The organism is Achromobacter sp. AONIH1, assembly GCF_002902905.1.
Taxonomy (GTDB): domain Bacteria; phylum Pseudomonadota; class Gammaproteobacteria; order Burkholderiales; family Burkholderiaceae_B; genus Achromobacter.
This window is the reverse complement of sequence record NZ_CP026124.1, coordinates 1416033-1441660: the sequence shown is the minus strand read 5'-3', so window position 1 is coordinate 1441660 and position 25628 is coordinate 1416033. Positions and strand designations below refer to the sequence as shown.

The following is a 25628-nucleotide window of genomic DNA, read 5'->3' as shown; positions in this document are numbered from 1 at the left end:
TGTTATGCCTTCTCGACGTTGACCAGGAACGACTTGAACTCCGGCGTCTGGGAGTTCCCGTCGCCCACGAACGGCGTCAGGGTGTTGGTCAGGAAGCCCGGCTTGGCGATGCCCACGAAGCCCCAGTGGATCGGGATGCCCACGTGGTGCACGGTCTTGCCTTCGATCGTCAGCGCGCGCAGCCGCTTGGTCACCAGCGCCACGGCCTTGATGTAGCCGCGGTTCGAGGACACCTTCACGCGCTGGCCGTTGGCGATGCCCAATTCCTTGGCCATCGCCTCGCCGATCTCGACGAACTGCTCGGGCTGCAGGATCGCGTTGATGCGGACGTTCTTGGTCCAGTAGTGGAAGTGCTCGGTCAGGCGGTAGGTGGTGGCCACGAACGGGAACTTGTCCACCGTGCCCATCGCCGCCAGGTCGTCCTTGAACACGCGCGCGGCCGGGTTGCTGGTCACGCCCTTGGCCTTGGGATGCAGCGGGTTGTAGCCCAGCGGCGTCTCGAACGGCTCGTAGTGCTCGGGGAACGGACCCTCGGCCATGCCCGCGCGGGCGAAGAAGCGCGCCACGCCCTCGGGGTTCATGATGAACGGCCCCATGCCGCCTTCCGGATTCTCGTCGGCCTTGAAGTCCGGGATGTCGGCGCCGCCCCAGCTCTTGCCGTTCCAGGAAATCAGGCTGCGGCGCGGGTCGAAGGGCTTGCCCGACACGTCACAGGACGCGCGGTTGTAGAGAATGCGGCGGTTGGCCGGCCACGCCCAAGCCCAGTTCAGGGTCTGGCCGATGCCGGTGGGATCGCTGTTGTCGCGACGCGCCATCAGGTTGCCCGCCGGGCTCCAGGCGCCGGCGAAGATCCAGCAGCCGCTGGCGGTGGAACCGTCGTCGCGCAGCTCGGCGAAGGCGGCCAGCTGCTCGCCGGCCTTGCGCGTGATCTTGGTCGGATCCTTGGGATCGGCCAGGTCGGCCAGCGCCTTGCCCGAGTATTCCTTGGCCAGTTCCTCGGCCGTCGGACTCTGCGGGTTGGAATACGGCCACGACAGGTTGACGATGGGATCGGGGTACTTGCCGCCCTCGTCCTGGTACATCTTGCGCAGGCGCGTGAAGATCAGCGACATGATCTCGATGTCGCTCTTGGCCTCGCCCGGGGGTTCGGCGCCCTTCCAGTGCCATTGCAGCCAGCGCCCGGAGTTCACCAGCGCGCCGTCTTCCTCGGCGAAACAGGTGGTCGGCAGGCGGAAGACCTCGGTCTGGATCTTGCTCGGATCCACGTCATTGGCCTCGCCCGCGTTGCGCCAGAACTCGGAGGTCTCCGTGACCAGCGGGTCCATGATGACCAGGTACTTGAGCTTGGAGAAGCCCGCGGTCAGCTTGGCCTTGTTGGGCGCGGCGGCCAGCGGGTTGAAGCCCTGCGCCAGGTAGCCGTTCATCTTGCCCTGGTTCATCAGCTCGTAGACCTGCAGCATGTCGTAGAGCTTGTCGAGCTTGGGCAGGTAGTCGAAGGCCCAGTTGTTCTCGGCCGTGGCGGCCTTGCCCCACCAGGCCTTCATCAGGCTGACGTGGAACTTGGCGTAGTTCTGCCAATAGCTGAGCTGGTTCGGACGCAGCGGCTTGGAGGCGCGCGCGGCGATGTACTTGCCGTAGTCCTGCTCGGGCTCGTTGGGCAGCGTCATGTAGCCGGGCAGCAGGTTCGACATCAGGCCCAGATCGGTCAGGCCCTGGATGTTCGAGTGCCCGCGCAGCGCGTTCATGCCGCCGCCGGCGATGCCGATATTGCCCAGCAGCAGCTGCACCATCGCGCCGGTACGGATGATCTGCGAGCCGATGGAGTGCTGCGTCCAGCCCAGCGCGTACAGGATGGTGGCGGCGCGATCCTTGGTCGCCGTCGAGGCCAGCATGTCGCAGACCTTCAGGAACTTGTCCTTGGGCGTGCCGCAGACGCGCTCGACCATTTCCTCGGTGTAGCGCGAGTAGTGCTTCTTCAGCAGCTGGTAGACGCAGCGCGGGTGTTCCAGCGTGGGATCGGTCTTGACGTAGCCGTCGTCGCCGCGCTCGTAGTCCCAGCTCGACTTGTCATAGCTGCGTTTCTCGGCGTTGTAGCCCGAGTACAGGCCCGCGTCGAACGCGAAGTCTTCGCGCACGATGAAGGAAAAGTCGGTGTAGTTGCGCACGTACTCGTGCTGGATCTTGTCGTGATCCAACAGGTACTTGATGACGCCACCCAGGAAGATGATGTCGGTGCCGGTGCGTATGGGCGCGTAAAAGTCCGCCACGGACGCCGAGCGCGTGAAGCGCGGGTCCACGACGATGAGTTTCGCCTTGTTGTGGGCTTTGGCTTCCGTGACCCATTTGAACCCGCAAGGGTGGGCCTCGGCGGCATTTCCGCCCATGATCAGTACTACGTCCGCGTTCTTGATGTCGACCCAATGGTTCGTCATCGCTCCACGGCCAAACGTCGGGGCAAGACCTGCCACCGTCGGGCCATGTCAGACACGGGCTTGGTTATCGAATGCCAACATCCCCATGCTGCGCACGGTCTTGTGCGTGATGTAGCCCACCTCGTTGCTGCTTGCCGAGGCGGCCAGCATGCCGGTGGTCAGCCACCGGTTGACCGTCTTGCCGTCTTCCGTCTTCTCGACGAAGTTGGCGTCGCGGTCGGCCTTCATGAGCTTGGTGATGCGCGTCAGGGCGTCGTCCCACGACATCCGCACCCACTTGTCCGTACCGGGCGCCCGGTATTCCGGGTACTTCAGGCGGTTGGGACTATGGATGAAGTCGATCAGGGCCGCGCCCTTGGGACAGAGCGTGCCGCGGTTGACCGGGTGATCGGGATCGCCCTCGATGTGGACGATGCTGGCGCGCGCATTCTTGGCGCCATCGCCCAGGCCGTACATCAGCAGGCCACAGGCGACCGAACAGTAGGGACAGGTATTGCGCGTTTCGGTCATGCGCGCAAGCTTGTACTGACGGACTTCCGCCATGGCCGTGCCGGGGGCAGCCCCCAGCAATGCCAGACTGGAGCCTGCCAGCGTCGCACCTGTCACCTTGAAGAACTGGCGGCGGTTCATGTTGACCATGAAACACTCCTCTCCGGGTGAGTGACGGAAGCCAAGGGCCGGCCCGACGGGAAAGCCCTACGAATTCCAAGGATATTTAACGCGAAGTATATGCCCATAACCCGTCCCCGCGCCACGGGCCGGGCGGACGAGCCGCAAACCGGGAATTTGACGGCCTGATCCCGGTTTTTCACGGATTTTGGATGATCGCGAGACTGTTACCAATGCCGGCGCCCCCTGCCAATCCATTGGTGCGCCGCCGCAATCGCCGATATCGCGCCGGTCTTGCAACCATCGCGCGAATATATTCGACGCGAAATTTCTCCACTCGTACCATCCGATCCATCCACGTTGCCACGGCTTGCCGCTGTGACTCGCCACGCAAAGGCGACGGGTTCAAGGATCCTGGAGACGAGATGCAAGAATCTATCCATGATGTGGCCGTGATCGGCCTGGGCGCAATGGGCGCCGCGACGCTTTTTCAGCTCGCGGAACGCGGCCAGCGCGTCATCGGCATCGAACGGTTCCAGCCGGGGCACGATCGCGGCTCGTCGCACGGGGAGTCGCGGGCGATCCGCCTGGGCTACTCGGAAAGTCCGCAATACGTGCCATTGCTGCGGCGCGCCTACGCGTATTGGCGCGAGCTCGAGCAGTTGACGGGTGAAACGCTGCTGCTGACTTCCGGGATCCTGGAGATGGGCATGCCAGGCAGCCGATTGGTGGCGGGCACGCTCAAGGCGAGCGAGCAATATGGACTGGACCACGAGGTGCTGAGCCCGCGCGAAGTTCAGCGCCGCTATCCCGCCATTGAATTGCCGCAAGACTATTCCTCGGTCTGGCAGCCGGATGCCGGGATCCTGCGGTCCGATGCCATCAATGCACTGCATATCCGCCATGCGATCGCCCAGGGAGCGCAAGTCGTGACGAACGCGCGCGTGCTGGCCATCGAGCCCCGGGCCGGCGTCGTGCGACTGGTCCTGGACGACGGGCGCGCCATCGAAGCCGGATCGGTGGTCGTCTGCGCGGGGCCGTGGACGAGCGATCTGGTGCCATCCCTGAAGTCCACGCTCACGCTCACGCGGGCGGTCTCCTGCTGGTACCGACCCAAGCGGCCCGAGCTGTTCAAGTCCGGCGCGCTGCCCGTCTTCATGATTGATGACGGGCGCGATTTCTTCTACGGCTTCCCGGACTTTGGCGATGTCGGCCTGAAGTGTGGCTCGCACTATGGAACCGGGCAGATCCAGCATGCCGATCTGGCGCGACAAGACGCATCGGCGCCAGATGAAAACCACACGCGCGACTATCTTGAACGCTACATGCCCGAAGGCGCCGGCCCGCTGCTTGGCATGAAGACGTGCCTGTACACCATGACCCCGGATACGGATTTCATCATCGACACGTCACCGGAGGACGATCGCATCGTGGTCGTCTCTCCGTGCTCGGGGCATGGCTTCAAGTTCGCCGGCGTCGTCGGCGAGATCGCTGCCGACCTGGCGATCAGCGGTGACACGGAGCAGGACATCTCGCGATTCCGCATCGACCGATTTCCGGCCTGAGGGCTGCGCGCCGCACAGCCCCCTCTGGCTCGACGCTATATGGAGCGTCCCAGGCCGCCATCGACCCGCAGGTTCTGCCCGGTGATGTAACCCCCGCCCTCGGAAGCCAGAAACGCCACGGTCGCGGCGATTTCAGCGGTGCTTCCATAGCGTTTCATGGGAACGCCATCGCGGCGCTCGATGACCGTCGGCAGGCTGTCGATCCAACCGCATTGAATGTTGTTCATGCGCACGTTGTCGGCGGCATAGGTATCCGCGAAGACCTTTGCGTAGGCGGCAAGTCCTGCCCGGAACACCGCGGACGTCGGGAATCCCGCAACCGGCTCGAAGGCCGCGACCGATGAAAAATTGATGATCGAACCCGATTTCTGCGCCTGCATGATCGGGGCCACGATGCGAACCGGACGAATGACATTCATCAGATAGATATCCAGGCCCAGGTGCCACTGCTCGTCAGTGATTTCCAGAACCGGCCCGCGCGGCCCGTGGCCGCCGCTGTTGACCAGCACGTCGATGCGCCCCCACTGCCGCATGACCGCATCGACCAGGCGCTGCAAATCGTCATTCGATTGATTGGAGCCGGTCACGCCGATACCGCCCAGTTCATTCGCCAGCGCTTCGCCTTTTCCGGAGGACGAGAGAATCGCCACCTTGAAACCATCCGTCGCCAGGCGCTTGGCGGCTGCCGCGCCCAGGCCGCTTCCGCCGGCGGAAATGAGCGCCACTTTTTCCATTGACATGTAAAAGTCCTTTTTCATTGACTATTTGGACAAGACTCAGAGCCGCCCATCCCCGGGCATGGCAAGCCGCTTGCACGGGACCTTCGGCTCGCCTTCGATTTCAATCCAGCGGTTTTCCCCGAAGGTCCCGCAGGCCGAATGCCGCCAGGCCGCTTATGACGCAAAGCGCCACGACATACCAATTGAACAGGTCGGGCATTCCTTTACTGGCGAGCCAGGAGCCGAGATACGGTGCGGTGCCGCCAAACGCGGCAATGGAAACGTTGTAGGGCACCCCCCAGCCGATCGCGCGCACGCTGGTTGGAAACTGCTCGGCGAAGCTGGCGGCGACCGCGCCGCTGCCCAGTCCGATCAGGCTCATCGCGGCCACCATGATCCATGGCAGCGATTCAGGATTACCCAGCGCATAATGAATCATGGGTATAAACAATGCCGCGAACAGCAGCCACGAACTCCCGAGCACGAGCCGACGACCCACAAGGTCCGCAAGCGCGCCACTGATAGGCATAGACACGCTATAGGCAATCAATCCGAACGTGCTCGCGAGAAATGATGTCGATGCGGATACGCGACCACTGGCTCGCAACAGGTTGGGAATGTATGCAGCCCAGATATAGAACGCCATCGTCGTGCCGATCGCAAGGAAAAAGACTCGCAACACGCCCGGCCAATGATTGAGCATGACGGCGCGCAGGCTGCCCCGGTCTTTCTTTGACGTGGTTCGAGCGGCGCGCTTGAAAACTTCCGACTCTCCGATCGAGCGCCGCAGATAGAGGCCGAAGATGCCAAGCAACGCGCCCAGCACGAACACCAGTCTCCAGCCGTAACTTTCCATCTGGTCCTTCGGCAGCAGATAGGTCAGGAAGGTTCCCGTCAACGACGCGCATAACGTCCCCAACCCAACGCTGATGTAGAAGAAGCTGCCGCTGAAGCCGCGACGGTGCAAGGGCGCCGATTCGACGATATAGCTGCCGCCTGACGATGTTTCACCGCCCATGGCAAGCCCCTGCATCAGGCGCGCCAACAGGAGCATGGCGGGGGCCAACCAGCCCGCCTGTTGAAAGGACGGGACGATCGCGATCATCAGGCTTCCCGTGGCCATGAGGAAAATCGTCGCGGCCAACGCATTCTTGCGGCCATACCGATCCGCATAGATTCCGAAGATGAAGCTCCCCAGCGGCCGCACGAAAAAGCCGATGGCGAAGACGGCGAATGTTGAAAGCAACGCTCCCAGCGGATCACCCGAGGGAAAGACCAGGCGCGAAAGATAGCTGGCGAAGAGCGCGTAGGCGAACCAATCGAAGCACTCGACGAAATTGCCAATCGCGCCGGCCATCACCGCGCGGTTCACGGAAGATGGCGGACTAGTGTCTCCCTGCTGTTCGCGCACCCCATGCCCAGGCGCGTCGGGGTCGATACTCTTGAGCGAGCTGTCCATTTCTCAGCCTTTCATTCAGATGCCTGTTTCAGGAAAAGACACTCGAATCGGGGCTGACGAGAAGGGCGCGATGGCAGATGTTCTCGTCCGGAAAAACGCTCCGCGAAACCCGTCCTTGAATGCCCCAGACTCGCACGGCATGCTTCGACGCTGCTTCGACGCAAGTTAGCTGTCGCCCGGGAAAGAGTCCAAGACAATCATTCAACCGCTGCTATCGCGCGAATGTATGCGACGCGCCCGCCGCGCAAGTTGCGCAACTTGCGCACGCGCGAGCATGGCAAGGCCGGCCATGCGCAAGCCGGCAATCTGACGGCCGGATCCCGGCTTTTCGCGGATTTTGGACAATCGCGGGACTGGTACCATTGCCCGCGAACCCCGCAAGTCCGTTGGAGCGCCGATGCGCCGCGTTGCCCCGCTGATCCTGTCCCTGTCCCTGGCCGCCGTCTGGCCATCCCTGGCGCCGGCCGCGCCGCCGGCCCCGACCCCGGCCGCGGCCGCCACCGAGGCCGCGCACCAGGCGGCGATGGAAGGCTATCTGTACTTCTACCCGCTGCTGGTCATGGATCTGACGCGACGCCAGGCCGCCCATCCCTCGCAGAACACGCCGCCCAACGCCTACGCCTTCGTGCGCGGCCTGCCCCAGGCCGGCGCCGCCGCCCCCTGGGCCAATCCCGACATGCTGCGCGGCACGGCCTGGCTGGACCTGAGCGCCGGCCCCGTGGTGCTGTCCGTGCCCGACACCGGCGGCCGGCTGTACACGCTGACGCTGGTGGACCTGTGGAACGACGCCTTCGCCGTCCTGGGCAAGCGCAGCACCGGCACCGCCAAGGGCAACACCGTGCTGGTGCCGCCCGGCTGGAGCGGCACCCTGCCGTCCGGCATGCCGCGCATCGACGCGCCCACCACCCATGTCCTGGCCCGGCTGCTGATCCAGGCCGACGGTCCGGCCGAGTACCCGGCGGTGCACGCCCTGCAGGATGGCTTCGTGATCACGCCGCTGTCGCAATGGAACCTGCCGCCGCAGGCGCAACGCGTGCGCGCCGACGGCGCGCTGAACATGAAGGTCTCGCCGCGCGAGCAGGTCGAGTCGCTGCCGACCGACGCCCTGTTCGCCTACGCCGCCGAGCTGCTGCGCCGGAACCCGCCGCACGCGGCCGACCAGCCCGTGCTGGCCCGGCTGCGCGGCGAGGGGCTGATCCCCGGCCGCCCCTTCGACTTCGACAAGCTGGACCATCCCGCCAAACAAGGCATGCGCCGAGGCCTGCGGGCCGCGCGCGAGCGCATGCAGGCTGCCGCCGGCGCCACTCTGCGCGAGGCCAATGGCTGGCAGCGGGAAGCGGGCGGCGTCGGTGTGTACGGCAATGCCTACATGCGCCGCGCGCTGGCCGCCCAGGCCCAGCCCGGCGCCAGCCTGCCGGAGGACCTGACCACGCTGCTGCTGGCCGCCGACAGCCGGGGCGAGGCCGTGGACGGCTCGCGCCGCTATCACCTGCGCTTCGCCAGCGGCCAGTTGCCGCCGGCCGGCGCCTTCTGGTCGCTGGCGGCCTACGACGCCCAGGGCCTGCTGGCGCCCAACGCGCTGAACCGCCAGGCGCTCGGCAGCCGCGACCCGCTGCGCTACAACGAGGACGGCTCGCTGGACCTGGTCCTCGGCCACGAAGCGCCCGCGCCCGAGCAGCAGTCCAACTGGCTGCCGCTGCCGGCCTCCGGACCCGCGCAATTGCTGCTGCGCGTCTACCAGCCTGGCCCGGCGCTGCTGGACGGACTCTGGACGCCGCCACCGCTGCTGGCGGAAACGCCGCCGGAGGTCACCGCCGAGGCGGCCCCGGCGCCGGCGGCACCCGCGACCGACCCCGCCCCCGAGACCGGAGCAAGCGCGCCAGCGGCTTCCGCCACGACCGCCACATCGTCCGTCCCGGCGACCCCGCCGGCCAAACCGGCGGTCCAGGGCAAGGCCAAGCCGCAAGCACAGTCCCAGCCGGGCCGCTGACCGGCGGCGTCGCCGCCGTGCCGGCGCAGGCATGGCCCGCCCCATCCGCCCGCGAAAAAGACGGCGGCGCGCCCCCGCCAGCCGCTACCATATTCATTTCAGCAATCAGGAGCGCCCGACATGGACGACGCCTTCAGCCACCAATTGTCGATGACCATCCTGATGACGCCAGACATGGCGAACTTCTCAGGCAATGTGCACGGCGGCACCATCCTCAAATACCTGGACCAGGTGGCCTACGCCTGCGCCAGCCGCTACGCAGGCCACTACGTGGTGACCCTGTCGGTCGACCAGGTGGTGTTCCGCGAACCCATCCATGTGGGCGAGCTGGTGACCTTCCTGGCGGCGGTGAACTTCACCGGCCGCACCTCGATGGAGATCGGCATCAAGGTCGTGACCGAGGACATCCGCAAGAAGCTGGTGCGCCACACCAACAGCTGTTACTTCACGATGGTGGCGGTGGACGAGCACGGCGTGCCCGCCGAAGTGCCGCCGTTGAATCCGGGCACGCTGGAGGAAAAGCAGCGCTTCGTGGCCGCGCGGCTGCGGCGCGAGCTGCGCCAGGAAATGGAACGCCGCCACGGCGAGATCAAGCGCGAAACCACGCACGACGCCGGCAACGCCGGCTGAAGACCCGCGCGGCGGCGTTCAATCCGTTCCGGATCCCGCCTGCGCCAGGGGCTCCAGGCACAGCCGCAGGATGCGCGCGACCTCGCGGCTCGCCTGCGTCGTCGGCCGGACCTCGGACATGGCCAGCGTGATGCCGCGCCGGATGCCGGGCTCGACGATCCGCGCGGCCGCCAGCGCGCCGGCCTGCATATCCCGCAGGACCGCGTGCTCGGCCAGCACGGCGTAGAGCCCGCCCTGCAGCACCATGTGTTTCTGCAGCGCCAGGGAATCGCATTCCAGCGCCACCGTCAGCGTCACGCCCATGCGGCGCGCGAGCTGGTCCATCTGGCGCCGGAAGGCGCTGGGCGCGCCGGCCAGCACCAGCGGCAGGCCCTGCAACCCGGCGAAGGGCACGGTCCGGCGGCCCGCGACCCAGCTGTCCGGCGCGCCGACCAGCAGGTGCCGGGCGGTGAACAGCGCGCTGTCGCGGCGGCGCGCGCCGCGGCCGCTGCGCGGCAGGATGCCGATGTCGACCTCGCCGTTCTCCAGCCACTCGTCGACCGCCGCGCCCACGCCATCGCGCACGCGCAGGCGGATGCCCGGATAGCGCCGGCTCAGCTCCAGATAGGCGCGCGACAGGTACTGCGGATCGATCGAGGACAGCACGCCGATGCAGACCTGACCGGCCGGCTGCTCGACCTGCCGCGCCAGATCCTGGCCCAGCGCCTCGCCCGCCTCCAGCCAGGCCAGCACGCGCGGATACAGGCGGCGCCCGGCCTCGGTCAGGGCCACGCCGCGACCCGTGCGCAGGAACAGGCGGCCGCCGCAGGCCTGCTCCATCGCCGCCAGCTGGCGGCTGACGGCCGACTGCGCGCCATCGCGCAGGGCGGCGACCTTGGTCAGGCTGCCCAGATCGGCGATCTGGATGAACAAGCGCCATTGATCCAGCGTCAACGTAGCCATGAGGCCCCCGGGAGAGAAGACGCGCGCGGCGTCAGACATGACAAAAAAAGTATATCTGCTATCGCTGTCATGCCCTGTTTTCGCAAACCACGGCGTCCTAGACTGGCCGGGATCCGTATCCGCGAGACGCCCCCATGCCCCATCCGCCCAACGTGCTCTTCATCATGGTCGACCAATGGCCCGGCGCCCTGCTGGGCAGCGCCGGCCATCCCGTCATCCAGACGCCGACGCTGGACCACCTGGCCCGCCTGGGCACCCGCTATCCGCGCGCCTATGCTGAATGCCCGATCTGCATCCCGGCGCGGCGCAGCGTGATGACCGGCACCTCGCCGCGCGGCCACGGCGACCGCAATTTCGCTCCCGCGCTGCCCATGCCCGCGCTCCCCACGCTGGCCCAGCGCTTTCGCGACGGCGGCTACCAGGCCTACGCGGTGGGCAAGATGCACCTGTACCCGCAGCGCGACCGCATCGGCTTCGACGACATCCTGCTGGCCGAGGAAGGCCGCTCGCCGCTGGGCGCGGTGGACGACTACGACATGTACCTGGCCGAACAGGGCGCGGCGGGCGAGCAGTACCTGCACGGCATGAACAACAACGACTATCTGCACCGCCCCTGGCACCTGCCGGAACGCCTGCACGTCACCAACTGGACCACCCGCGAGGCAGCCCGGATGATCAAGCGGCGCGATCCGCGCCGGCCGGCCTTGTGGCATGTCTCCTACACCCATCCGCATCCGCCGCTGGTGCCGCTGGCCGCCTACCTGGATCTGTATGGGCGCGACGCCATCGACCTGCCCGCGCGCGCCGCCTGGGAACAGCGCTGGGACCAGGACGCGGACGCGATGCCGCCCGCCCTGCGCAGCATCCGCGAGCACTGGCCCATCGGCGACGACCCCGCCCGGCTGCGCGCCATCCGGCGCGCCTTCTACGCGCTGTGCAGCCACATCGACCATCAACTGCGCGTGCTGCTCGGCACCCTGCGCGAGGAAGGACTGCTGGACGATACCGTCATCCTGTTCTGCGGCGACCATGGCGACATGCTGGGCGACTTCGGCCTGTGGGCCAAGCGCCTGTTCTACGAAGGCTCGGCGCGCGTGCCCATGATCCTGGTCGGCGCGGCCGGCGATGCGCGCGTGCCCGCCGGCCAGGTGGACGAGCGGCTGGTGGGCCTGCAGGACGTCATGCCCACCCTGCTGTCGCTGGCCGGACTGCCGGTCCCCGCCACGGTGGAAGGCCTGCCCATGACGGGCGAGCGGCGCCGCGACATTCTTTATGGCGAATGCAAGGAAGACCGGCTGGCGACCCGCATGGCGCATGACGGCCGCCACAAGCTGATCTGGTACCCGGCCGGCAACGTTGTGCAGCTGTTCGACCTGCAGGCCGACCCGCGCGAATGCCGCGACCTGTCCGAGGCGGCGCAGTACGCGCTTATCCGCCAGCGCCTGGAACAGGCGCTGGTCGAACGGGCCTGGGGCGTGGACCGGGACTGGATTTCCGCGGGCCGGCTGACCGGCTTCCCGGCCCCCGCCGCGCCGCCGCGCGCGGACCGCCAGTTCGGCGGCCAGCGCGGCCTGCACTATCCGCAACCGCCCCTGAGCGATCCCACCCGGACGGTGGGATCGCCGGGCTGAGACGCGCGCCGGCGACGACAACGACAAGGGAGACTGCATCATGAGCTGTGCCAAAACGCTGCTGGCCATCGGCCTGGCATTCTGCGCGCCCCTGGCGGGCGCCGCCGGCCCGGGGCCGTCCTGGCCGGGCGACAAGCCCATCCGGCTGATCGTGCCCTATCCCGCCGGCGGCAACGCCGACATGATCGGCCGCGTGTTCGCGCGGGCGCTGGGCGACAGACTGGGGCAGACCTTCATCGTCGACAACCGCCCCGGCGCGGGCGGTTCGATCGGGACCGGCATCGCGGCCAAGGCCGAGCCCGACGGCCATACGCTGCTGCTGGGCGACATCGCCACGCACGCCATCAACCGGCTCTCGATGCCCAATCTGCCCTATGACGCGCAGCGCGATTTCGTGCCCGTCGCGCGCCTGACCAGCGTCTCGCTGCTGCTGGTCGCCACGCCCAAGACCGGCTTCAAGACCGCCGGCGACTTCATCGCCTACGCCAAGGCCCATCCCGGCAAGCTGAGCTACGCCACCGGCGGCATCGGCACGCCCAGCCAGCTCGCGATGGAGATGCTGCGCGGCGCGGCCGGCATCGACCTGCTGGCCGTGCCCTACAAGGGCAGCGCGCCCGCGCTCAACGACGTGGCCTCGGGCCAGGTGGATGTGATGATCGACGGCGCCGCCGCGCCGCTGGTCAAGGGCGGCAAGCTGGACCTGCTGGCCGTCACCGCCGATCGCTCCCCGGCCTTCCCCGACACGCCGACGCTGGCCGAAGCCGGCCTGCCCGGTTTTCGCTTCGCGTCCTGGCATGGCGTGTTCGCGCCCCGGGGCACGCCCCCGGCCGTGGTCGACGCGCTGGCCGCCGCGATCGCCGAGGCGGCGCGCGACGAAGGCTTGTGCAGGCAATTCCAGGAACAGGGCATCGCGCTGGACACCCGCGCCGGCGCGGCGTTCGCCAGCTTCCTGGACGAACAGCGCGAGTCGATCGAGACGCTGGCGCGCGAACGCGGGCTGCGCCTGGCGCAGTGAGTCCGCGCGCCGCGCCAGTTCAGACCTGGCCGGCCCGTGCCGGCGGCTTGGGCGCCGCCGTTTCCGGATCGCGCTCGCGACCCGTCATGCGCTTGAGCGCCAGCCATTGCTGCGACCAGAAACCGCGACCGTAGTCGCGTCCGCCCTGCTCGGGCAGTTGGTCATGGATGCCGGTGGGACCGTAGTTCGTGCCGAAGCGCGCGGTGCGGAACAGCACGTCCCAGATCGGGAACAACGCGGCGAAGTTGTAGCCGCCGGCCGGGCCCGGCGACGAGGCGTCGTAGGCGATGGAATGGTGATGCCGGTGAAAGCGCGGGCTGACCAGCAGGCGTTCGCCGATGGCGCCGAAATACAGGCGCAGATTGGCGTGCGAGAAGCTCTGCGCCAGCTGGGTGATCGCCACCACCGCCACGAACTGCGCCGGCGGCACGCCCACCAGCTGCGACACGAACACCACGACCACGTCGCGCAGCATGTCGTCCAGCAGATGGTTGCGGTCGTCGCTCCAGATGGTCATCTGGCGCTGGCTGTGGTGCACCGCGTGCAGCGACCAGAGCCAGCCGAAGCGATGCTGGGCGCGATGGTAGAAGTAATCGACCGCGTCGAACAGCAGCAGGTAGATGATCAGGCTGACCCAGGCGCGGTCGGTCACGCCCGGCCAGTACTGGTCCAGCTGGAACGGCGCGAAACCCCAGACGTGCAGCTGGCCGAACACGCTGTCCCACAGCGGGTCCACGGTGAAGAACAGCGCCAGGCGGAACACGCCCAGCCGGTGGATCAGCGTGTAGAGCACGTCGATGCCGATCTGGCGGCGGTCGGTCACGGGCTCGACCGGGCGCAGGCGCTGCAACGGGCCGAACACCAGCACCAGCAGCGCGATCTGCAGCAGGCCGACCAGCAGCCACATGGTGGCGTCGTAGCCGTCCTCGATGAAGTTGCTCAAGCCCAGATGAAACAGCGCGGGCTGCACGAGGGTCTCGAAGAGCCATTGCTGGCACTCCCCGAACCATTGACTAAGCGTATCCATGATCAGTGATGCGTGGCGATCCAGCCCTTGTAGGCCGGATGCGTATCCAAGGTGGCAAAACAATAGCCCTTGCGCTGCAAGCCTTCAACCAGCGGCTCCAGCACGGCGGGGGCCCAGGGGTCCTGGCGCGACCAGATGCCCAGGTGGGCCAGCAGGATGTCGCCGGGCTTGATGTTGCGCAGCGCCTGCTCCAGCAGGCGGGCGTTGGGGAATTTGTCGCTGGGCAGCTCGTCGCCCAGGAAACCGGCCTGCGCCCAGCCCACGTGCTCGTAGCCGCATTCGCGCGCCGCCTTGAGCAGCGCCGGCGAGGTCTTGCCGCCCGGCGCGCGGTACAGCGGCAGCATGGCGTGGCCGGTCATCTGCGTGAAGCGCGCGGACGAGCGCTTGATTTCTTCGCAATACTGCTGCGCGGTCCAGGTCTGGACCTTGCCCGTCTGCGGACCGGCGCTGGGCTTGACGCGGAACTTGCCGTCCGGCAGGTCGCCCTGCCAGTAGACGTGGTCGTAGGTGTGCGAGCCGAAGGCATGGCCCTCGGCGGCGCGCGCCTTCCACCAGGGCGCCCACTGGTCGTCCAGGCTGGCGCCGTCGGTCAGCGTGCGTTCGTTGGCCAGGAAGAACGTGACCTTGACGTGATGCCGGGCCAGCACGTCGGCCACCAGCGGGGCCACGCCCATGTGGCCGGTATCGAAGGTCAGGTAGACGGGCTTGTCGCAAACGGCCGCCGGGGCCGGCCCGGCGGCACCGGCCAGCGCCGGCAGCAGCGCGGCCAGGCAGGCCGCCGCCGCCCGCTTCGACGGCTCAGCGCGTCGGCGCATGGTTCAGCGTCCAGACGCCGTGCGGCGACTTGCCGACCGGCACCTGCTGCACGACCTTCTTCTGCTCCAGATCGACCACGGTCAGCTTGCGCGCCCAGCGCGACGTGACCAGCAGGGTCTTGCCGTCGGCCAGCACGTCCATGCAGTCCGGGCCGCCCGGCACCGCGAAGGTGTCGGTCACGGCCAGCGTCTGCAGGTCGATGCGGCTGATGGAATTGGCGGTGCGGTTGCTGACGAACAGGTGGCGCTTGTCGCCCTGCGCGCGGAAGGCGTGCGCGCCGGCCGCCGTCTTGATGCGCGTGACCAGCTTGGCCGGGCCGTTGCTCACGTCATACGCCTCGACGTAGGAATCGCCGGTCAGGGCCACCAGCAGCGTCTTCTGGTCGGGCGTGAGGAACACGTCGGCCGGCGTCTTGCCCACCGACACGGTCCACTTCGGCGTCTGCGTGGCCAGGTCGATGGCGATCAGCTGGTCGCTGTCCTGCAGCGTGACGTAGGCCGTAGTGCTCTTGGCGTCGATCATGATGTGGCTGGGCGTCTTGCCCGCCGGGATGCGCTTGACCAGCTTCAGGTCGAAGCCCTTTTCCAGCGGCTTCCAGGCATAGATGTCGATATGGTCCAGGCGGTTCGCGGCGGTGACGAACCACTTCATGTCGGGCGAGAACTGCAGCTGGTAGGGATCGACGATGCCGGTCAGCGTGCGCTGCACTTCGCCGGTCTTGGGATCCATCAGCGTGATCGAGTCGCCGGTGGCGTTGGCCACCATGAGCGACTTCTCGTCGGGCGTCAGGTACAGGTGGTGCGGCTCCTTGCCGGTGGGCACGCGGCGCACTTCCTTGTACGAAGCGGGATCGACGATGCTGACGTTGGCGTCCAGCGAATTCAGGACGAAGATGGGGGCCGAGGCCGCCGCGGCGCTAAGCGCCATCCCTGCGCCGAACAGGGCGCAGCGGACAAAATGCATGGGATTCAATTTCAAGGTCCGGCAAGGGGGGATCTGGCTCCGATCCCGGTGCCCGACATTTTGGCATAGCGGCAGGATAAAAAAGCGACGGCGCAGGGTTTGGAAACAATCCCCGGCGGCTGTTGCTGAGTCGCAACAACCGCCGGCCAGCCCCGCTGCGCGCCGCCGCGTGACGCGGCCGCCACATGAAGCCGCTACAAGGTTGCGGCCCCCGCGTCAAAGCTTGGCGACCGACACCTCGGTGGCCTTGACGAAGGCCAGCACCTCGGTGCCCACCTGCAGGTCCAGTTCCTTGACCGAACGGGTCGTGATCACCGAGGTGACGATGCCCGCCGGCGTGTCCACGTCCACCTCGGACACCACCGGGCCGAGGATGATCTCCTTGATCTTGCCGCGGAACTGGTTGCGGGCGTTGATGGATTGAATGCTCATGACTTGCTCCCGAATTGAGAAATACAAGGAAAATCCGCGCCCGCCGTTGCCGGCGCGGGCAATGCTAAATCGCCAGCTTGAGGTGCCGGATGGGAATCACCTGCGCCAGCGGCCGCGGCTCCTCTTCCGGCTGGCGCAGGACCACCCGCAGCACGCGCGCCTCCAGCGCGGCGAAGGCGGCCGAACCGCGCGCGCGCGGACGCGTCAGCGGCACGCGCTCGTCCAGCGCCACCCCGCCCTCGTCCAGCACCAGGATGCGGTCCGCCAGCGCCACGGCCTCGCCCACGTCGTGCGTCACCAGCACGGACGTGAAGCCGTCGCGCCGCCACAGCGTCTCGATCAGCTGCTGCATGTCGATGCGCGTGAGCGCGTCCAGCGCGCCCAGCGGCTCGTCCAGCAGCAGCAGGCCCGGCCGGTGCACCAGCGCCCGCGCCAGCGCGACCCGCTGACGCTGCCCGCCCGACAGCTGCGCCGGCCAGTCGCCGCCCCGGTCGCCCAGACCGACCTGGCGCAGCACCGCCGCGGCCTGCGCCCGCTCCCGGCGCGGCAGGCCCAGCGCCACGTTGTCCAGCACCGACTTCCACGGCAGCAGCCGTGCGTCCTGGAACATGATGCGGACCCGGTCGTCGGCGCCCCACTGCGGAAACCCGTCGAACAGCACCGGCGCGCGCGCGGGCGGTCCGCCCTGCTCGCCGCTGGGCGCTTCCAGCCCCGCCAGCAGGCGCAGCAGCGTGCTCTTGCCGCAGCCGCTGCGCCCGACCACCGCCACGAACTCGCCGGCGGCCAGCTCCAGGTCCAGGCCGCGCAGCACCACGCGCTCGCCGTAGCGCTTGCCCAGCTTGCGCAGCGTCACGCCCAGCGGCGGCGTCGGTCCCGGCTCGGCCTGCGCCGCCCGGGCGTCCGCGCCGCCCTCGGGCCCCGTGCGGGCCGGCCCGTCCAGGTGCCGCAGCAACTCGAACTCGTTGGGGTTGATGAACATGACGGCAGCCTCCCGATACCCGATCCTGCCCGCGCCCGGCCGCGCGGCCCTCAGCGGGACGCCTCCAGCTTGCGCTGGTCGTCGGTCTTGACGAAGCCGGCGAAGGATTTCTCGGTCACGGCCAGGAACTCGCGCGAGCGGTAGGCCGCCGCGATGTCCTGCACATAGGGCCTGGACAGATCGGCCGTGCGCACCGCCACCAGGTTCTGGTAGGTGGGCGTGGTCTTTTCCAGCGCCAGCGCCTCGGTCAGCTTGAGCCCGGACGCCAGCGCGAAATTGCCGTTGACGAAGGAATAGTCGGTGTCCTCCAGCGAGCGCGGCAACTGAGCCGCCTCCAACGGGATGAGCTTGATCTTCTTCGGATTGGCGGCCACGTCCTTCTCCGACACCTGCAGCGGGTCGTAGCCCTCGCGCAGCTTGATCCAGCCCAGCTCCTGCAACACCACCAGCGCGCGCGCCTGATTGGTGGGATCGTTGGGCACGGCCACGCTCACGCCCTCGGGCGCGGCGTCCACGCTCTTGTATTTCCGGCTGTAGATGGCGATCGGCGCGGTCGGCACCTTCACCAGCTCCGACAACTCCAGCTTGTTCTTGGCCGCGAAGTTCTTCAGATAAACCACGTGCTGGAACGCATTGGCGTCCAGCGCGCCCTGCGCCAGCGCGAAGTTGGGCTGCACATAGTCGTTGAACTCGACCACGCGCACCGTGTAGCCCTGCTTTTCCAGGATGGGCTTGATGCCCAGCTTGATCTGGTCGCTGTAGGGACCGGCGGTGGCGCCAAAGACGATTTCCTTCTTGGCCGGATCGGCCGCGACGGCGGCGCCGGACAGGGCCAGCGCGGCGACGGCGACGGCCAGTTGACGGAGGGAGGGCTTGCGCAAGACGGACATGGACGACCTCGGAATGGCGTAGGGGAATCAGCGTTTGTCGATGCGCCGGGCGATGGTGTTGCCGGCGAACTGGATGATCTGCACCAGCACGACCAGCAGCGCTACGGTCAGCGCCATCACGTCGGTCTGGAAACGGTAATAGCCGTAGCGGATGGCCAGGTCGCCGATGCCGCCGCCGCCCACCACGCCGGCCACGGCCGAGTAGGACAGGAAGCTAACCGCCAGCACGGTCAGCGCCAGCACCAGGCCGGAACGCGCTTCCACCAGCAGCACGCGCCGCACGATCTGCAGCTCCGACGCGCCGGCGGCATGCGCGGCCTCGATCACGCCGCGCGGCACTTCGCGCAGCACCTGCTCGACCAGCCGCGCGAAATACGGAATGGCGGCGAAGGACAGCGGCACGGCCGCGGCCACCGGACCGATCGAAGTGCCAGCGATGACGCGCGTGAACGGCACCAGCGCCACCAGCAGGATGATGAAGGGAAAGGACCGCACGGTATTCACCGTCCAGCTCAGCAGCCGGTGCAGCACGGGGCGGTCCAGCGACTGGCCCGGCCCGGTCAGGAACACCAGCACGCCGAGCGGCCCGCCCAGCAGGATGGACGCGGACAGCGCGATCGCCAGCATCAGGAAGGTCTGGCCGATCGCCACGCCCAGCTCGGGCAGCAATTGCACGAAGGTATCCAGCATCACGCCACCTCTTCATAGGGATGGGCGGCCTCGCGGATGAGTTCGCGCCCCAGCGCCGAACTCAGGTTCACGTGCGCGCCCGTGATCTCGGCCTGCTCCAGCACGCGGCCGTTCTCCATCACCGCCACATGGCGGCACAGCGCGCGCACCACGGCCAGCTCGTGCGTCACGATGACGATGGTCACGCCCAGCCGCCGGTTGATGTCGCGCAGCACGCCCAGCACCGAGCGGGTGGTTTCGGGATCCAGCGCGGAGGTGGGCTCGTCGCACAGCAGCACCGCCGGTTCGCTGGCCAGCGCGCGGGCGATGGCCACGCGCTGCTTCTGGCCGCCGGACAGCTGCGCCGGATGGCTGGCGGACTTGTCCGCCAGCCCCACGATCTCCAGACACTCGCGCACCCGCGCGGCGATCTGTTCGCGGTTGCGGCCGCCGTGCACGCGCAGCGGGAAGGCGACGTTCTCGAACACGGTCTCGTTCTGCAGCAGGTTGAACTGCTGGAAGATCATGCCGATGTTCTGGCGCGCGGCGCGCAGCGCGGACTTGCCCAGGCCGGTCAGCTCGGTGCCGGCCACGTACACGGCGCCGTGGTCGGGCCGCTCCAGCAGGTTGATCAGGCGCAGCAGCGTGGACTTGCCGGCGCCGCTCTTGCCGATGATGCCGAAGGTGTCGCCGGCGCGGATCGACAGCGACACGTCGCAAACCGCGTCGAAGCGGCCCGCCGGCAGGCGGAAGGATTTGCTCACGGCGTCCAGCCGGATCACGGGCTGGGGCACGGCGGAAAGCGGGGAAAGCGTCGCGCTCTGGGTCATCGGGTAAATCCGGGAAATGGCGGTCGGTTCATCATCGGGACAGGCCTGGGGTCAGGAATACGGCGTGGGTTCGGGCAGCTGATCCAGCAGCGCGTAGCGGCCCAGGTCGCGGATCTTGTAGGCCACGGGATCGTGCAGCGTGTGCACGCGCGCGTTGCGCCAGTGGCGGTCCAGGCCGTGGCGGTTGTGGGTGGAGCTGGCGCCGGTCACGTCGAACAGCTCGGCGCCCACCGACAGCGCGGCGCGATGCGCCAGCACCTTGGCCTGGGCGCCGGCCACGGCGACGCGGCCGCGCTCCTCGGCGGTGACGGACGGGCCGCGCGCCAGCGCCTCGTCCAGCGCCTGCGCCGCCTGGTCGGCCAGCGCGCGGGCCGCCTGCAGCGACAGCCAGAACTCGCCGAAGCGCTCCTGCACATAGGGATCGTCGGCGTGGCGCTCCACGCCCGAGGCGAACCACGGCCGGGCGGCGTCGCGCACATAGCCGCGCGCGTCCTGGTATGCGCCCTGCGCGATGCCCAGGTACAGATTGGTCATGATCAGCTGCGCCACCTGCGAGCGCAGCGTGGCGCGCGCGGTCGGCGTGGCGCCCGGCGCCTGCAGCACCTGCACGGGCTCGAGCCGCACATGGTCGAAGCGCACCGTGCCGCTGTCGGTCTGGCGCTGGCCGAAGGCGTCCCAGTCCGGATTGACGGTGATGCCCTCGACGCGCGTCGGCAGCGCGGCGATCAGCGCCGTGCCGGACGGCTTGTGCCAGGCCGAGAAGGTCAGCAGGTCCGAGCCCACCGAGCCCGAGCTGAAGCTCTTGACGCCGTCGATGCGATAGCCGTCCAGCTCGGCGCGCGCGACCACGCGGCGGTCCAGCGGATTGAGCGCATTGCCCCAGAACAGGTTGCGCGCCACGGTCGGTTCCAGGAAGTAGGCATGCTGCTCGGGCGTGCCGTAGAGCAGCACCCCGGCCACCTGCAGATGGTGGAAACCGAATACATGCGCCAGCGCGCTGTCGGCCTGGGCCAGCCGGCGCACGGCGCCCAGGACCGTCGACCAACTGGCGCCGGCCCCGCCATACGCGGTCGGCACCGACAGCCGCAGCAGGCCGCTCTGGCGGATCAGTTCGCGCTCGCGGGCGGCATGTCCGCCCTGGCGGTCGCGCTCGACGGCGGTGGCGGCCAGCGCCTGCGCCAGCGTTTCCAGCGCCTCGGCCGGCGTGGGCGGCGGCGCGTCGGCCGCGCGTCCGGAAGCGGCGCCCGCGCCGTCGTCGCGGCGCGCGTCCTGCACGGTTTGGGTCTTGGCCATCATCACTCCTAGAGGGCCGGCTCAGGCCGGCCGGTAAGCGGGGTTCCAGCGCAGCAGGCGCCGCTCCAGCGCGCGGGCCAGCGCGTCCGCGCCCTTGCCCAGCAGCGCGTAGAGCAGGATGCCCAGCAGCACCACGTCGGTCTGCAGGAACTCGCGCGCGTTCATGGTCATGTAGCCGATGCCGGACTGCGCCGAGATGGTCTCGGTCACGATCAGCACCACCCACACCAGGCCCAGCGCGAAGCGCAGGCCCACCAGCATGGACGGCAGCGCGCCGGGCAGGATCACGTCGCGGTACAGGCGCCAGCCGCTCAGGCCATAGGACCGGCCCATTTCGATCAGCGCCGGATCCACCGAGCGGATGCCGTGGAACGTGTTGAGATAAACGGGAAAGAACACGCCCACCGACAGCAGCGCCAGCTTGGCGGTCTCTTCGATGCCGAACCAGAGGATGAACAGCGGGATCAGCGCCAGCACGGGAATGTTGCGGATCATCTGCAGCGTGGTGTCCAGCAGCGTCTCGGCGCGGCGCGACGCGCCATTCAGCAGGCCCAGCGCCAGGCCCAGCCCGCCGCCCAGCAACAGGCCCCACAAGGCGCGCAGCGCGCTGACGCGCAGATGCAGCCACAGCTCGCCCGACACGGCCAGCGACCAGGCCGCGGCGGCCACGGCCGAGGGCGCGGGCAGGATGCGCGATGACAGCCAGCCGGCCTGCGCCGCCAGCTGCCACAGCGCCAGGATGCCCAGCGGCACCAGCCAGGGCGCCAGCGCCGCGCGCCAGCCGCGTTCGGGTCGGGCGCTCATCAGCTGGCCGCGACCTTCGGCACCAGCTCGGTGGCCATGACCTCGCCGAACGGGCCGGTCAGCACCGGATTGCCCTGGCGGCCACGGCCCTTGCCGGGCAGCAGCGGAAACACCAGCTCGGCGAAGCGGTACGACTCTTCCAGGTGCGGATAGCCCGAGAAGATGAAGGTGTCGATGCCCAGCTCGGCGTACTCCTGGATGCGCGCCGCCACGGTCTGCGGGTCGCCCACCAGGGCCGTGCCCGCGCCGCCGCGCACCAGGCCCACGCCGGCCCACAGGTTGGGGGCAATCTCCAGATGCGAGCGGCCGCCCCGGCCATCGTCGAGCTTGCCGCCATGCAGCGCGGCCATGCGCCGCTGGCCTTCCGAATCCATCCTGGCGAAGGCCGCCTGCGCGGCGTTCACCGTGTCCTCGCTCAGATGGCTGATCAGCTCGTCGGCGGCGGCCCAGGCCGCCGCCTCGGTCTCGCGCACGATCACGTGCAGCCGGATGCCGAACTTCACGCTGCGTCCGTGGCGCGCCGCGCGCTCGCGCACATCGGCGATCTTGCGGGCCACGGCCTCGGGCGGCTCGCCCCAGGTCAGGTACACGTCCAGCTGCTCGGCCGCCAGCTCGTGCGCGGCCTCGGACGAGCCGCCGAAATACAGCGGCGGATACGGCTTCTGCGTGGGCGGATACAGCACCTTGCCGCCCTTGGACACCAGCTTTTCGCCGTCATGGCTGTAGCCCGCGCCCTCGTGGCTGGCGGCCAGGATGCCGCGCCAGATCTTCAGGTAGTCGGCGGTGATGGCGTAGCGCTCGTCATGGCTGACGAACACGCCGTCGCCTTCCAGTTCGCCGGGATCGCCACCCGTCACCACGTTGACCAGCAGACGCCCTTGCGACAGGCGGTCGAAGGTGGCGGCCATGCGCGCTGAGAACTGCGGCGAGCTGACGCCGGGGCGTATCGCCACCAGGAACTTGAGCCGGCTGGTCGCGCCGATCAGGCTGGAGGCCACCACCCAGGCGTCTTCGCAGGAGCGGCCGGTGGGCAGCAGCACGCCGTCGTAGCCCAGCGTATCGGCGGCCACGGCCACCTGCCGGAAGTAGTCGTAACCGGCCTCGCGCGCGCCCAGGCTGGTGCCGAGGTAACGCGAATCGCCGTGCGTGGGGATGAACCAGAAAACGTCCATGAAAATCCTTTCCTAGTGCATTTCAGTTGTGCATCACACCGTCGCCGCGTCATCGGGATGCCGCGGAGCCGGCTTTGCCGGTCCGTAGGCATGCCCCCTAGAGGGGGAAGCGCGCAGCGTTTCGGGGGTGGGCTTCATTTCAGTATTGATGGAGCGGCGTCGAATACGTTGAGCGGTTTGGGGATGAGCTTGAGCGCATGGAAGGCGTCCGCCACCTGCTGCTGTTCCAGCAGCACCTCGCGCGTGATCGGCTGCACGCCATAGGCCAGCCGGCTCGCGGCCAGCTCCACGATCTCGCGGTCCAGGCCCAGCACCGGCTGCAGCAGGGCCACGCTTTCGGCGCGGTGGTCGCGCGCCCACAGATCGCCCTTGCGCACTTCGTCCAGCACGGTCTGGATGATCTGCGGATGCGCCTTCTCGTAGCCACTGGTGGCCAGGAAGAACTGGTAGTTCTTGACCACGCCGGCGCCGTCGGCCAGCACACGCGCGCCCAGCTGTTTCTCGGCGGCGGCCTGGAACGGATCCCAGATGACCCAGGCGTCGATCGCGCCGCGCTCGAAGGCGGCGCGCGCGTCCGACGGCGTGAGGTAGACCACGTTCACGTCGCGGTAGGCCACGCCCGCGCGCTCCAGCTGCTTGACGAGCAGGTAGTGCACGTTCGAGCCCTTGTTCAGCGCGACCTTTCTGCCCTTCAGGTCGGCCACACCGCGCAGCGGCGAATCCTTGGGCACCAGGATGGCCTCGCTGGCGGGCGCGGCGGGCTCGCTGCCCACGTACACCAGCGCCGCGCCGGCGGCCTGAGCGAAGATCGGCGGGGCCTCGCCCACTGTGCCGAAGTCGATCGAGCCCACGTTCAGGCCTTCCAGCAATTGCGGGCCGGCGGGGAACTCGGTCCACTTCACCGTCACGCCCTGCTCGGCCAGGCGCTTGTCCAGCGTGCCCAGCGCCTTGACGATGGTGAGCGTGCCGTATTTCTGAAAGCCGATGCGCAGCGTCTTGCCGTCCTGCGCCTGCGCGACCGGCGCCAGCAGCGCCGCGCCCAACAGGCCCAGCAGGCCGCGCAGCAAGGCGCGGCGGATGGCGGAAGGAAATGGGTTCATGTGCGGGTTTCCGGTTCAGACGCTGAAGCCGCCGGCCAGCGCCAGCCGGCCCAGGTCATAGGCTTCATTGGCGACATAGGCATGCGGACGCAATTGTTCGGACAGCCGGTCGACCGAGTCCTCCAGCCGCTGCCGCACGTCGTCGTCGATATGGGGCTGGCCGGCCTCGTCGACGCGCACCTGCTTGTCGGTGGCGTACACGCCGGCCAGGATGTGGCGCGCGCCCAGCGCGGACAACACGGGCTTGAGGCCGTATTCCAGCGCCAGCAGATGCGCCGGGCTGCCGCCGGTGGCGATGGGCAGCACCACCTTGCCGGCCAGCGCCTTCTCGTCCAGCAGGTCCAACACGGCCTTCAGGCCGCCGGCGAACGAGGCCTTGTAGACCGGTGTGGAGATCAGCACCGCGTCGGCGGCCGCGACGCGGGCGCGCAGCGCGCCGGCGGCGGGGCTGGCGTAGTGGCCCTCGATCAGCTCTTCGGCGGGAATGTCGCGCAGGCCCAGTTCGCCGATGTTCCAGCCGCCCGCGCGCAGCCGGTTGGCGGCGTGGCGCAGCAGGGCGGAGGAACGGGAACGCTGCGACGGGCTGCCCGCCAGGGTGATGATGCTCATGGTGTGTCGCCGGATGTCAGGGATGCGGAAAAGACTGCCGGACGCGTCAGAACGCGGGCACCAGCGAGCCCTTGAATTCTTTCTCGATGAAGGCGCGGACCTCGGGCGACTGGTAAGCCGCCACCAGCTTCTTGACCCAGGGCTGGTCGCGGTCCTTGGCGCGCACCGCGATCAGGTTGGCGTAGGGACCATCGGCGGCTTCGCGGCCAATGGCGTCGCGCGCCGGCACCAGGCCGGCCTGGTCGGCATAGTCGTTGTTGATGGCGGCGGCGGTCAGATCATCGAGCGAGCGCGGCAACTGCGCCGCGTCCAGCGGCACCAGCTTGAGCTTGCGCGGGTTGGACACCACGTCCTGCGGCGTGGCGTTGTTCTTCTGCTCGGCCTCGGGCTTGAGCGTGATCAGCTTGTACGCCGCCAGCAGGCGCAGCGCGCGGTTGCCGTTGGACGGGTCGTTCTGGATGCCCACCGAAGCGCCCTCGGGCAGGTCGCCCAGCGCCTTGATCTTGCGCGAATAGAAGCCCAGCGGCGCGGTGACGGTCAGCCCCACCGGCACGATGTCGAAGCCGCGCGCCTTGATCTGGTTGTCCAAGAAGGGCTTGTGCTGGAAGGCGTTGGCGTCCAGGTCGCCGGCGTTCAGCGCGGCATTGGGCAGCTGGTAGTCATTGAACTTGACCAGCTTGATCTCCAGTCCGTCGCGGGCCGCGACCTGCTTGACCACGTCGAAGATCTTCTCGGTCGTGCCGACGGAAATGCCGACGCTGATGGAGGACTTTTGCTGCGCTTGCGCGCCGGCGGTGAAGGCGGTGGCCAGGACGGCGACGGACAGCAGGCGGATCAGGGTAGACATCGTTTCGATTCCAGGATGGGACAGGAGACGGGACGATTCTGTCATCGCGTTTGCGCGCCGAAAAATACTTAGTCGGCATGACCTTATGTGCCTTATGTGGCCGCGCTTGCACCGCATGGACAGCAACCCACTTCGGGAAATATGCGCTTATCGCCTGGGGTTCTAAGCAAAGCCGGCGCCTTGCGGCGCCGGTTATCTGCCACGC

The 25628-nt window shown here is 68.2% G+C and carries 23 protein-coding genes; 5 read left to right on the top strand and 18 right to left on the bottom strand.

From position 1 onward, the window contains the following. Positions 1-2: 2 nt before the first annotated feature. Complete coding sequence (gene fdnG, locus C2U31_RS06645) at positions 3-3071, bottom strand: formate dehydrogenase-N subunit alpha (protein WP_158658322.1); 3069 nt, start codon at positions 3069-3071, stop codon at positions 3-5. 395 nt (positions 3072-3466) lie between these two features. Here fdnG and solA point away from each other — a divergent pair, with 395 nt between their 5' ends. Beyond that, a complete protein-coding gene (gene solA / locus C2U31_RS06635) occupies positions 3467-4606 on the top strand; it encodes an N-methyl-L-tryptophan oxidase (protein WP_103272119.1) in 1140 nt (379 codons plus the stop codon). A 35-nt stretch (positions 4607-4641) separates the two neighbouring features. Here solA and C2U31_RS06630 read toward each other — a convergent pair whose 3' ends face one another. Both C2U31_RS06630 and C2U31_RS06625 read right to left on the bottom strand, forming a co-directional pair. Beyond that, positions 4642-5346 carry an SDR family oxidoreductase gene (locus C2U31_RS06630; RefSeq protein WP_103272118.1) on the bottom strand — a complete coding sequence of 235 codons (705 nt, stop codon included), beginning with the start codon at positions 5344-5346 and terminating at the stop codon, positions 4642-4644. Between the two features lie 100 nt (positions 5347-5446). Beyond that, positions 5447-6784, bottom strand: coding sequence for an MFS transporter (locus C2U31_RS06625; RefSeq protein ID WP_103272117.1), 1338 nt, complete (start codon positions 6782-6784; stop codon positions 5447-5449). Between the two features lie 397 nt (positions 6785-7181). Here C2U31_RS06625 and C2U31_RS06620 point away from each other — a divergent pair, with 397 nt between their 5' ends. Next, entirely contained in the window at positions 7182-8774 is a 1593-nt protein-coding gene (locus C2U31_RS06620) for a DUF1254 domain-containing protein (protein WP_103272116.1), read from the top strand. Between the two features lie 120 nt (positions 8775-8894). Next, a complete protein-coding gene (locus C2U31_RS06615) occupies positions 8895-9404 on the top strand; it encodes an acyl-CoA thioesterase (RefSeq protein WP_103272115.1) in 510 nt (169 codons plus the stop codon). A gap of 18 nt (positions 9405-9422) precedes the next feature. On the opposite strand, the gene C2U31_RS06610 is transcribed toward C2U31_RS06615, so the two are convergent. Continuing rightward, entirely contained in the window at positions 9423-10346 is a 924-nt protein-coding gene (locus C2U31_RS06610; RefSeq protein ID WP_158658321.1) for a LysR family transcriptional regulator, read from the bottom strand. Positions 10347-10480: 134 nt separating this feature from the next. Here C2U31_RS06610 and C2U31_RS06605 point away from each other — a divergent pair, with 134 nt between their 5' ends. Together C2U31_RS06605 and C2U31_RS06600 are read left to right on the top strand one after the other, a co-directional pair. Beyond that, positions 10481-11977 (top strand): sulfatase-like hydrolase/transferase, encoded by a 1497-nt coding sequence (locus C2U31_RS06605; RefSeq protein ID WP_103272113.1) that lies wholly within the window; start codon positions 10481-10483, stop codon positions 11975-11977. A gap of 40 nt (positions 11978-12017) precedes the next feature. Next, complete coding sequence (locus tag C2U31_RS06600; protein ID WP_103272112.1) at positions 12018-12992, top strand: tripartite tricarboxylate transporter substrate binding protein; 975 nt, start codon at positions 12018-12020, stop codon at positions 12990-12992. Between the two features lie 19 nt (positions 12993-13011). Here the strand turns inward: C2U31_RS06600 and C2U31_RS06595 are convergent, their stop codons facing one another. From C2U31_RS06595 to C2U31_RS06530, 14 genes are all read right to left on the bottom strand, one after another. Next, complete coding sequence (locus tag C2U31_RS06595; RefSeq protein WP_103272111.1) at positions 13012-14019, bottom strand: sterol desaturase family protein; 1008 nt, start codon at positions 14017-14019, stop codon at positions 13012-13014. 2 nt (positions 14020-14021) lie between these two features. Continuing rightward, positions 14022-14834 (bottom strand): polysaccharide deacetylase family protein, encoded by an 813-nt coding sequence (locus C2U31_RS06590; RefSeq protein WP_199770964.1) that lies wholly within the window; start codon positions 14832-14834, stop codon positions 14022-14024. Then, positions 14818-15798 (bottom strand): YncE family protein, encoded by a 981-nt coding sequence (locus tag C2U31_RS06585; RefSeq protein ID WP_199770963.1) that lies wholly within the window; start codon positions 15796-15798, stop codon positions 14818-14820. Before C2U31_RS06585 ends, C2U31_RS06590 begins: the two co-directional genes overlap by 17 nt. 216 nt (positions 15799-16014) lie before the next feature. After that, positions 16015-16230 (bottom strand): molybdopterin-binding protein, encoded by a 216-nt coding sequence (locus tag C2U31_RS06580; protein ID WP_006227327.1) that lies wholly within the window; start codon positions 16228-16230, stop codon positions 16015-16017. A 64-nt stretch (positions 16231-16294) separates the two neighbouring features. Beyond that, positions 16295-17209, bottom strand: a complete 915-nt coding sequence (locus tag C2U31_RS06575; protein WP_103272109.1) for an ATP-binding cassette domain-containing protein — start codon at positions 17207-17209, stop codon at positions 16295-16297. Positions 17210-17259: 50 nt separating this feature from the next. Further along, positions 17260-18099, bottom strand: a complete 840-nt coding sequence (locus tag C2U31_RS06570; RefSeq protein ID WP_103272108.1) for a MetQ/NlpA family ABC transporter substrate-binding protein — start codon at positions 18097-18099, stop codon at positions 17260-17262. 27 nt (positions 18100-18126) lie between these two features. Next, a complete protein-coding gene (locus tag C2U31_RS06565; RefSeq protein ID WP_103272107.1) occupies positions 18127-18789 on the bottom strand; it encodes a methionine ABC transporter permease in 663 nt (220 codons plus the stop codon). Continuing rightward, complete coding sequence (locus C2U31_RS06560; RefSeq protein WP_103272106.1) at positions 18789-19598, bottom strand: methionine ABC transporter ATP-binding protein; 810 nt, start codon at positions 19596-19598, stop codon at positions 18789-18791. Before C2U31_RS06560 ends, C2U31_RS06565 begins: the two co-directional genes overlap by 1 nt. Positions 19599-19649: 51 nt before the next feature. Further along, positions 19650-20891: an acyl-CoA dehydrogenase family protein gene (locus tag C2U31_RS06555; RefSeq protein WP_103276284.1), complete on the bottom strand. Its 1242-nt coding sequence runs from the start codon at positions 20889-20891 to the stop codon at positions 19650-19652. A gap of 21 nt (positions 20892-20912) precedes the next feature. Continuing rightward, a complete protein-coding gene (gene ssuC, locus C2U31_RS06550; protein ID WP_103272105.1) occupies positions 20913-21695 on the bottom strand; it encodes an aliphatic sulfonate ABC transporter permease SsuC in 783 nt (260 codons plus the stop codon). Then, on the bottom strand, positions 21695-22867 hold the full coding sequence (ssuD, locus tag C2U31_RS06545; RefSeq protein ID WP_103272104.1) for an FMNH2-dependent alkanesulfonate monooxygenase: 1173 nt from the start codon (positions 22865-22867) through the stop codon (positions 21695-21697). Before ssuD ends, ssuC begins: the two co-directional genes overlap by 1 nt. Before the next feature lie 134 nt (positions 22868-23001). Beyond that, positions 23002-23967: a sulfonate ABC transporter substrate-binding protein gene (locus tag C2U31_RS06540; protein ID WP_103272103.1), complete on the bottom strand. Its 966-nt coding sequence runs from the start codon at positions 23965-23967 to the stop codon at positions 23002-23004. A 15-nt stretch (positions 23968-23982) separates the two neighbouring features. Further along, entirely contained in the window at positions 23983-24576 is a 594-nt protein-coding gene (ssuE, locus tag C2U31_RS06535; protein ID WP_103272102.1) for an NADPH-dependent FMN reductase, read from the bottom strand. A 46-nt stretch (positions 24577-24622) separates the two neighbouring features. Next, positions 24623-25423 carry a MetQ/NlpA family ABC transporter substrate-binding protein gene (locus C2U31_RS06530; RefSeq protein ID WP_103272101.1) on the bottom strand — a complete coding sequence of 267 codons (801 nt, stop codon included), beginning with the start codon at positions 25421-25423 and terminating at the stop codon, positions 24623-24625. Between the last annotated feature and the right edge of the window lie 205 nt (positions 25424-25628).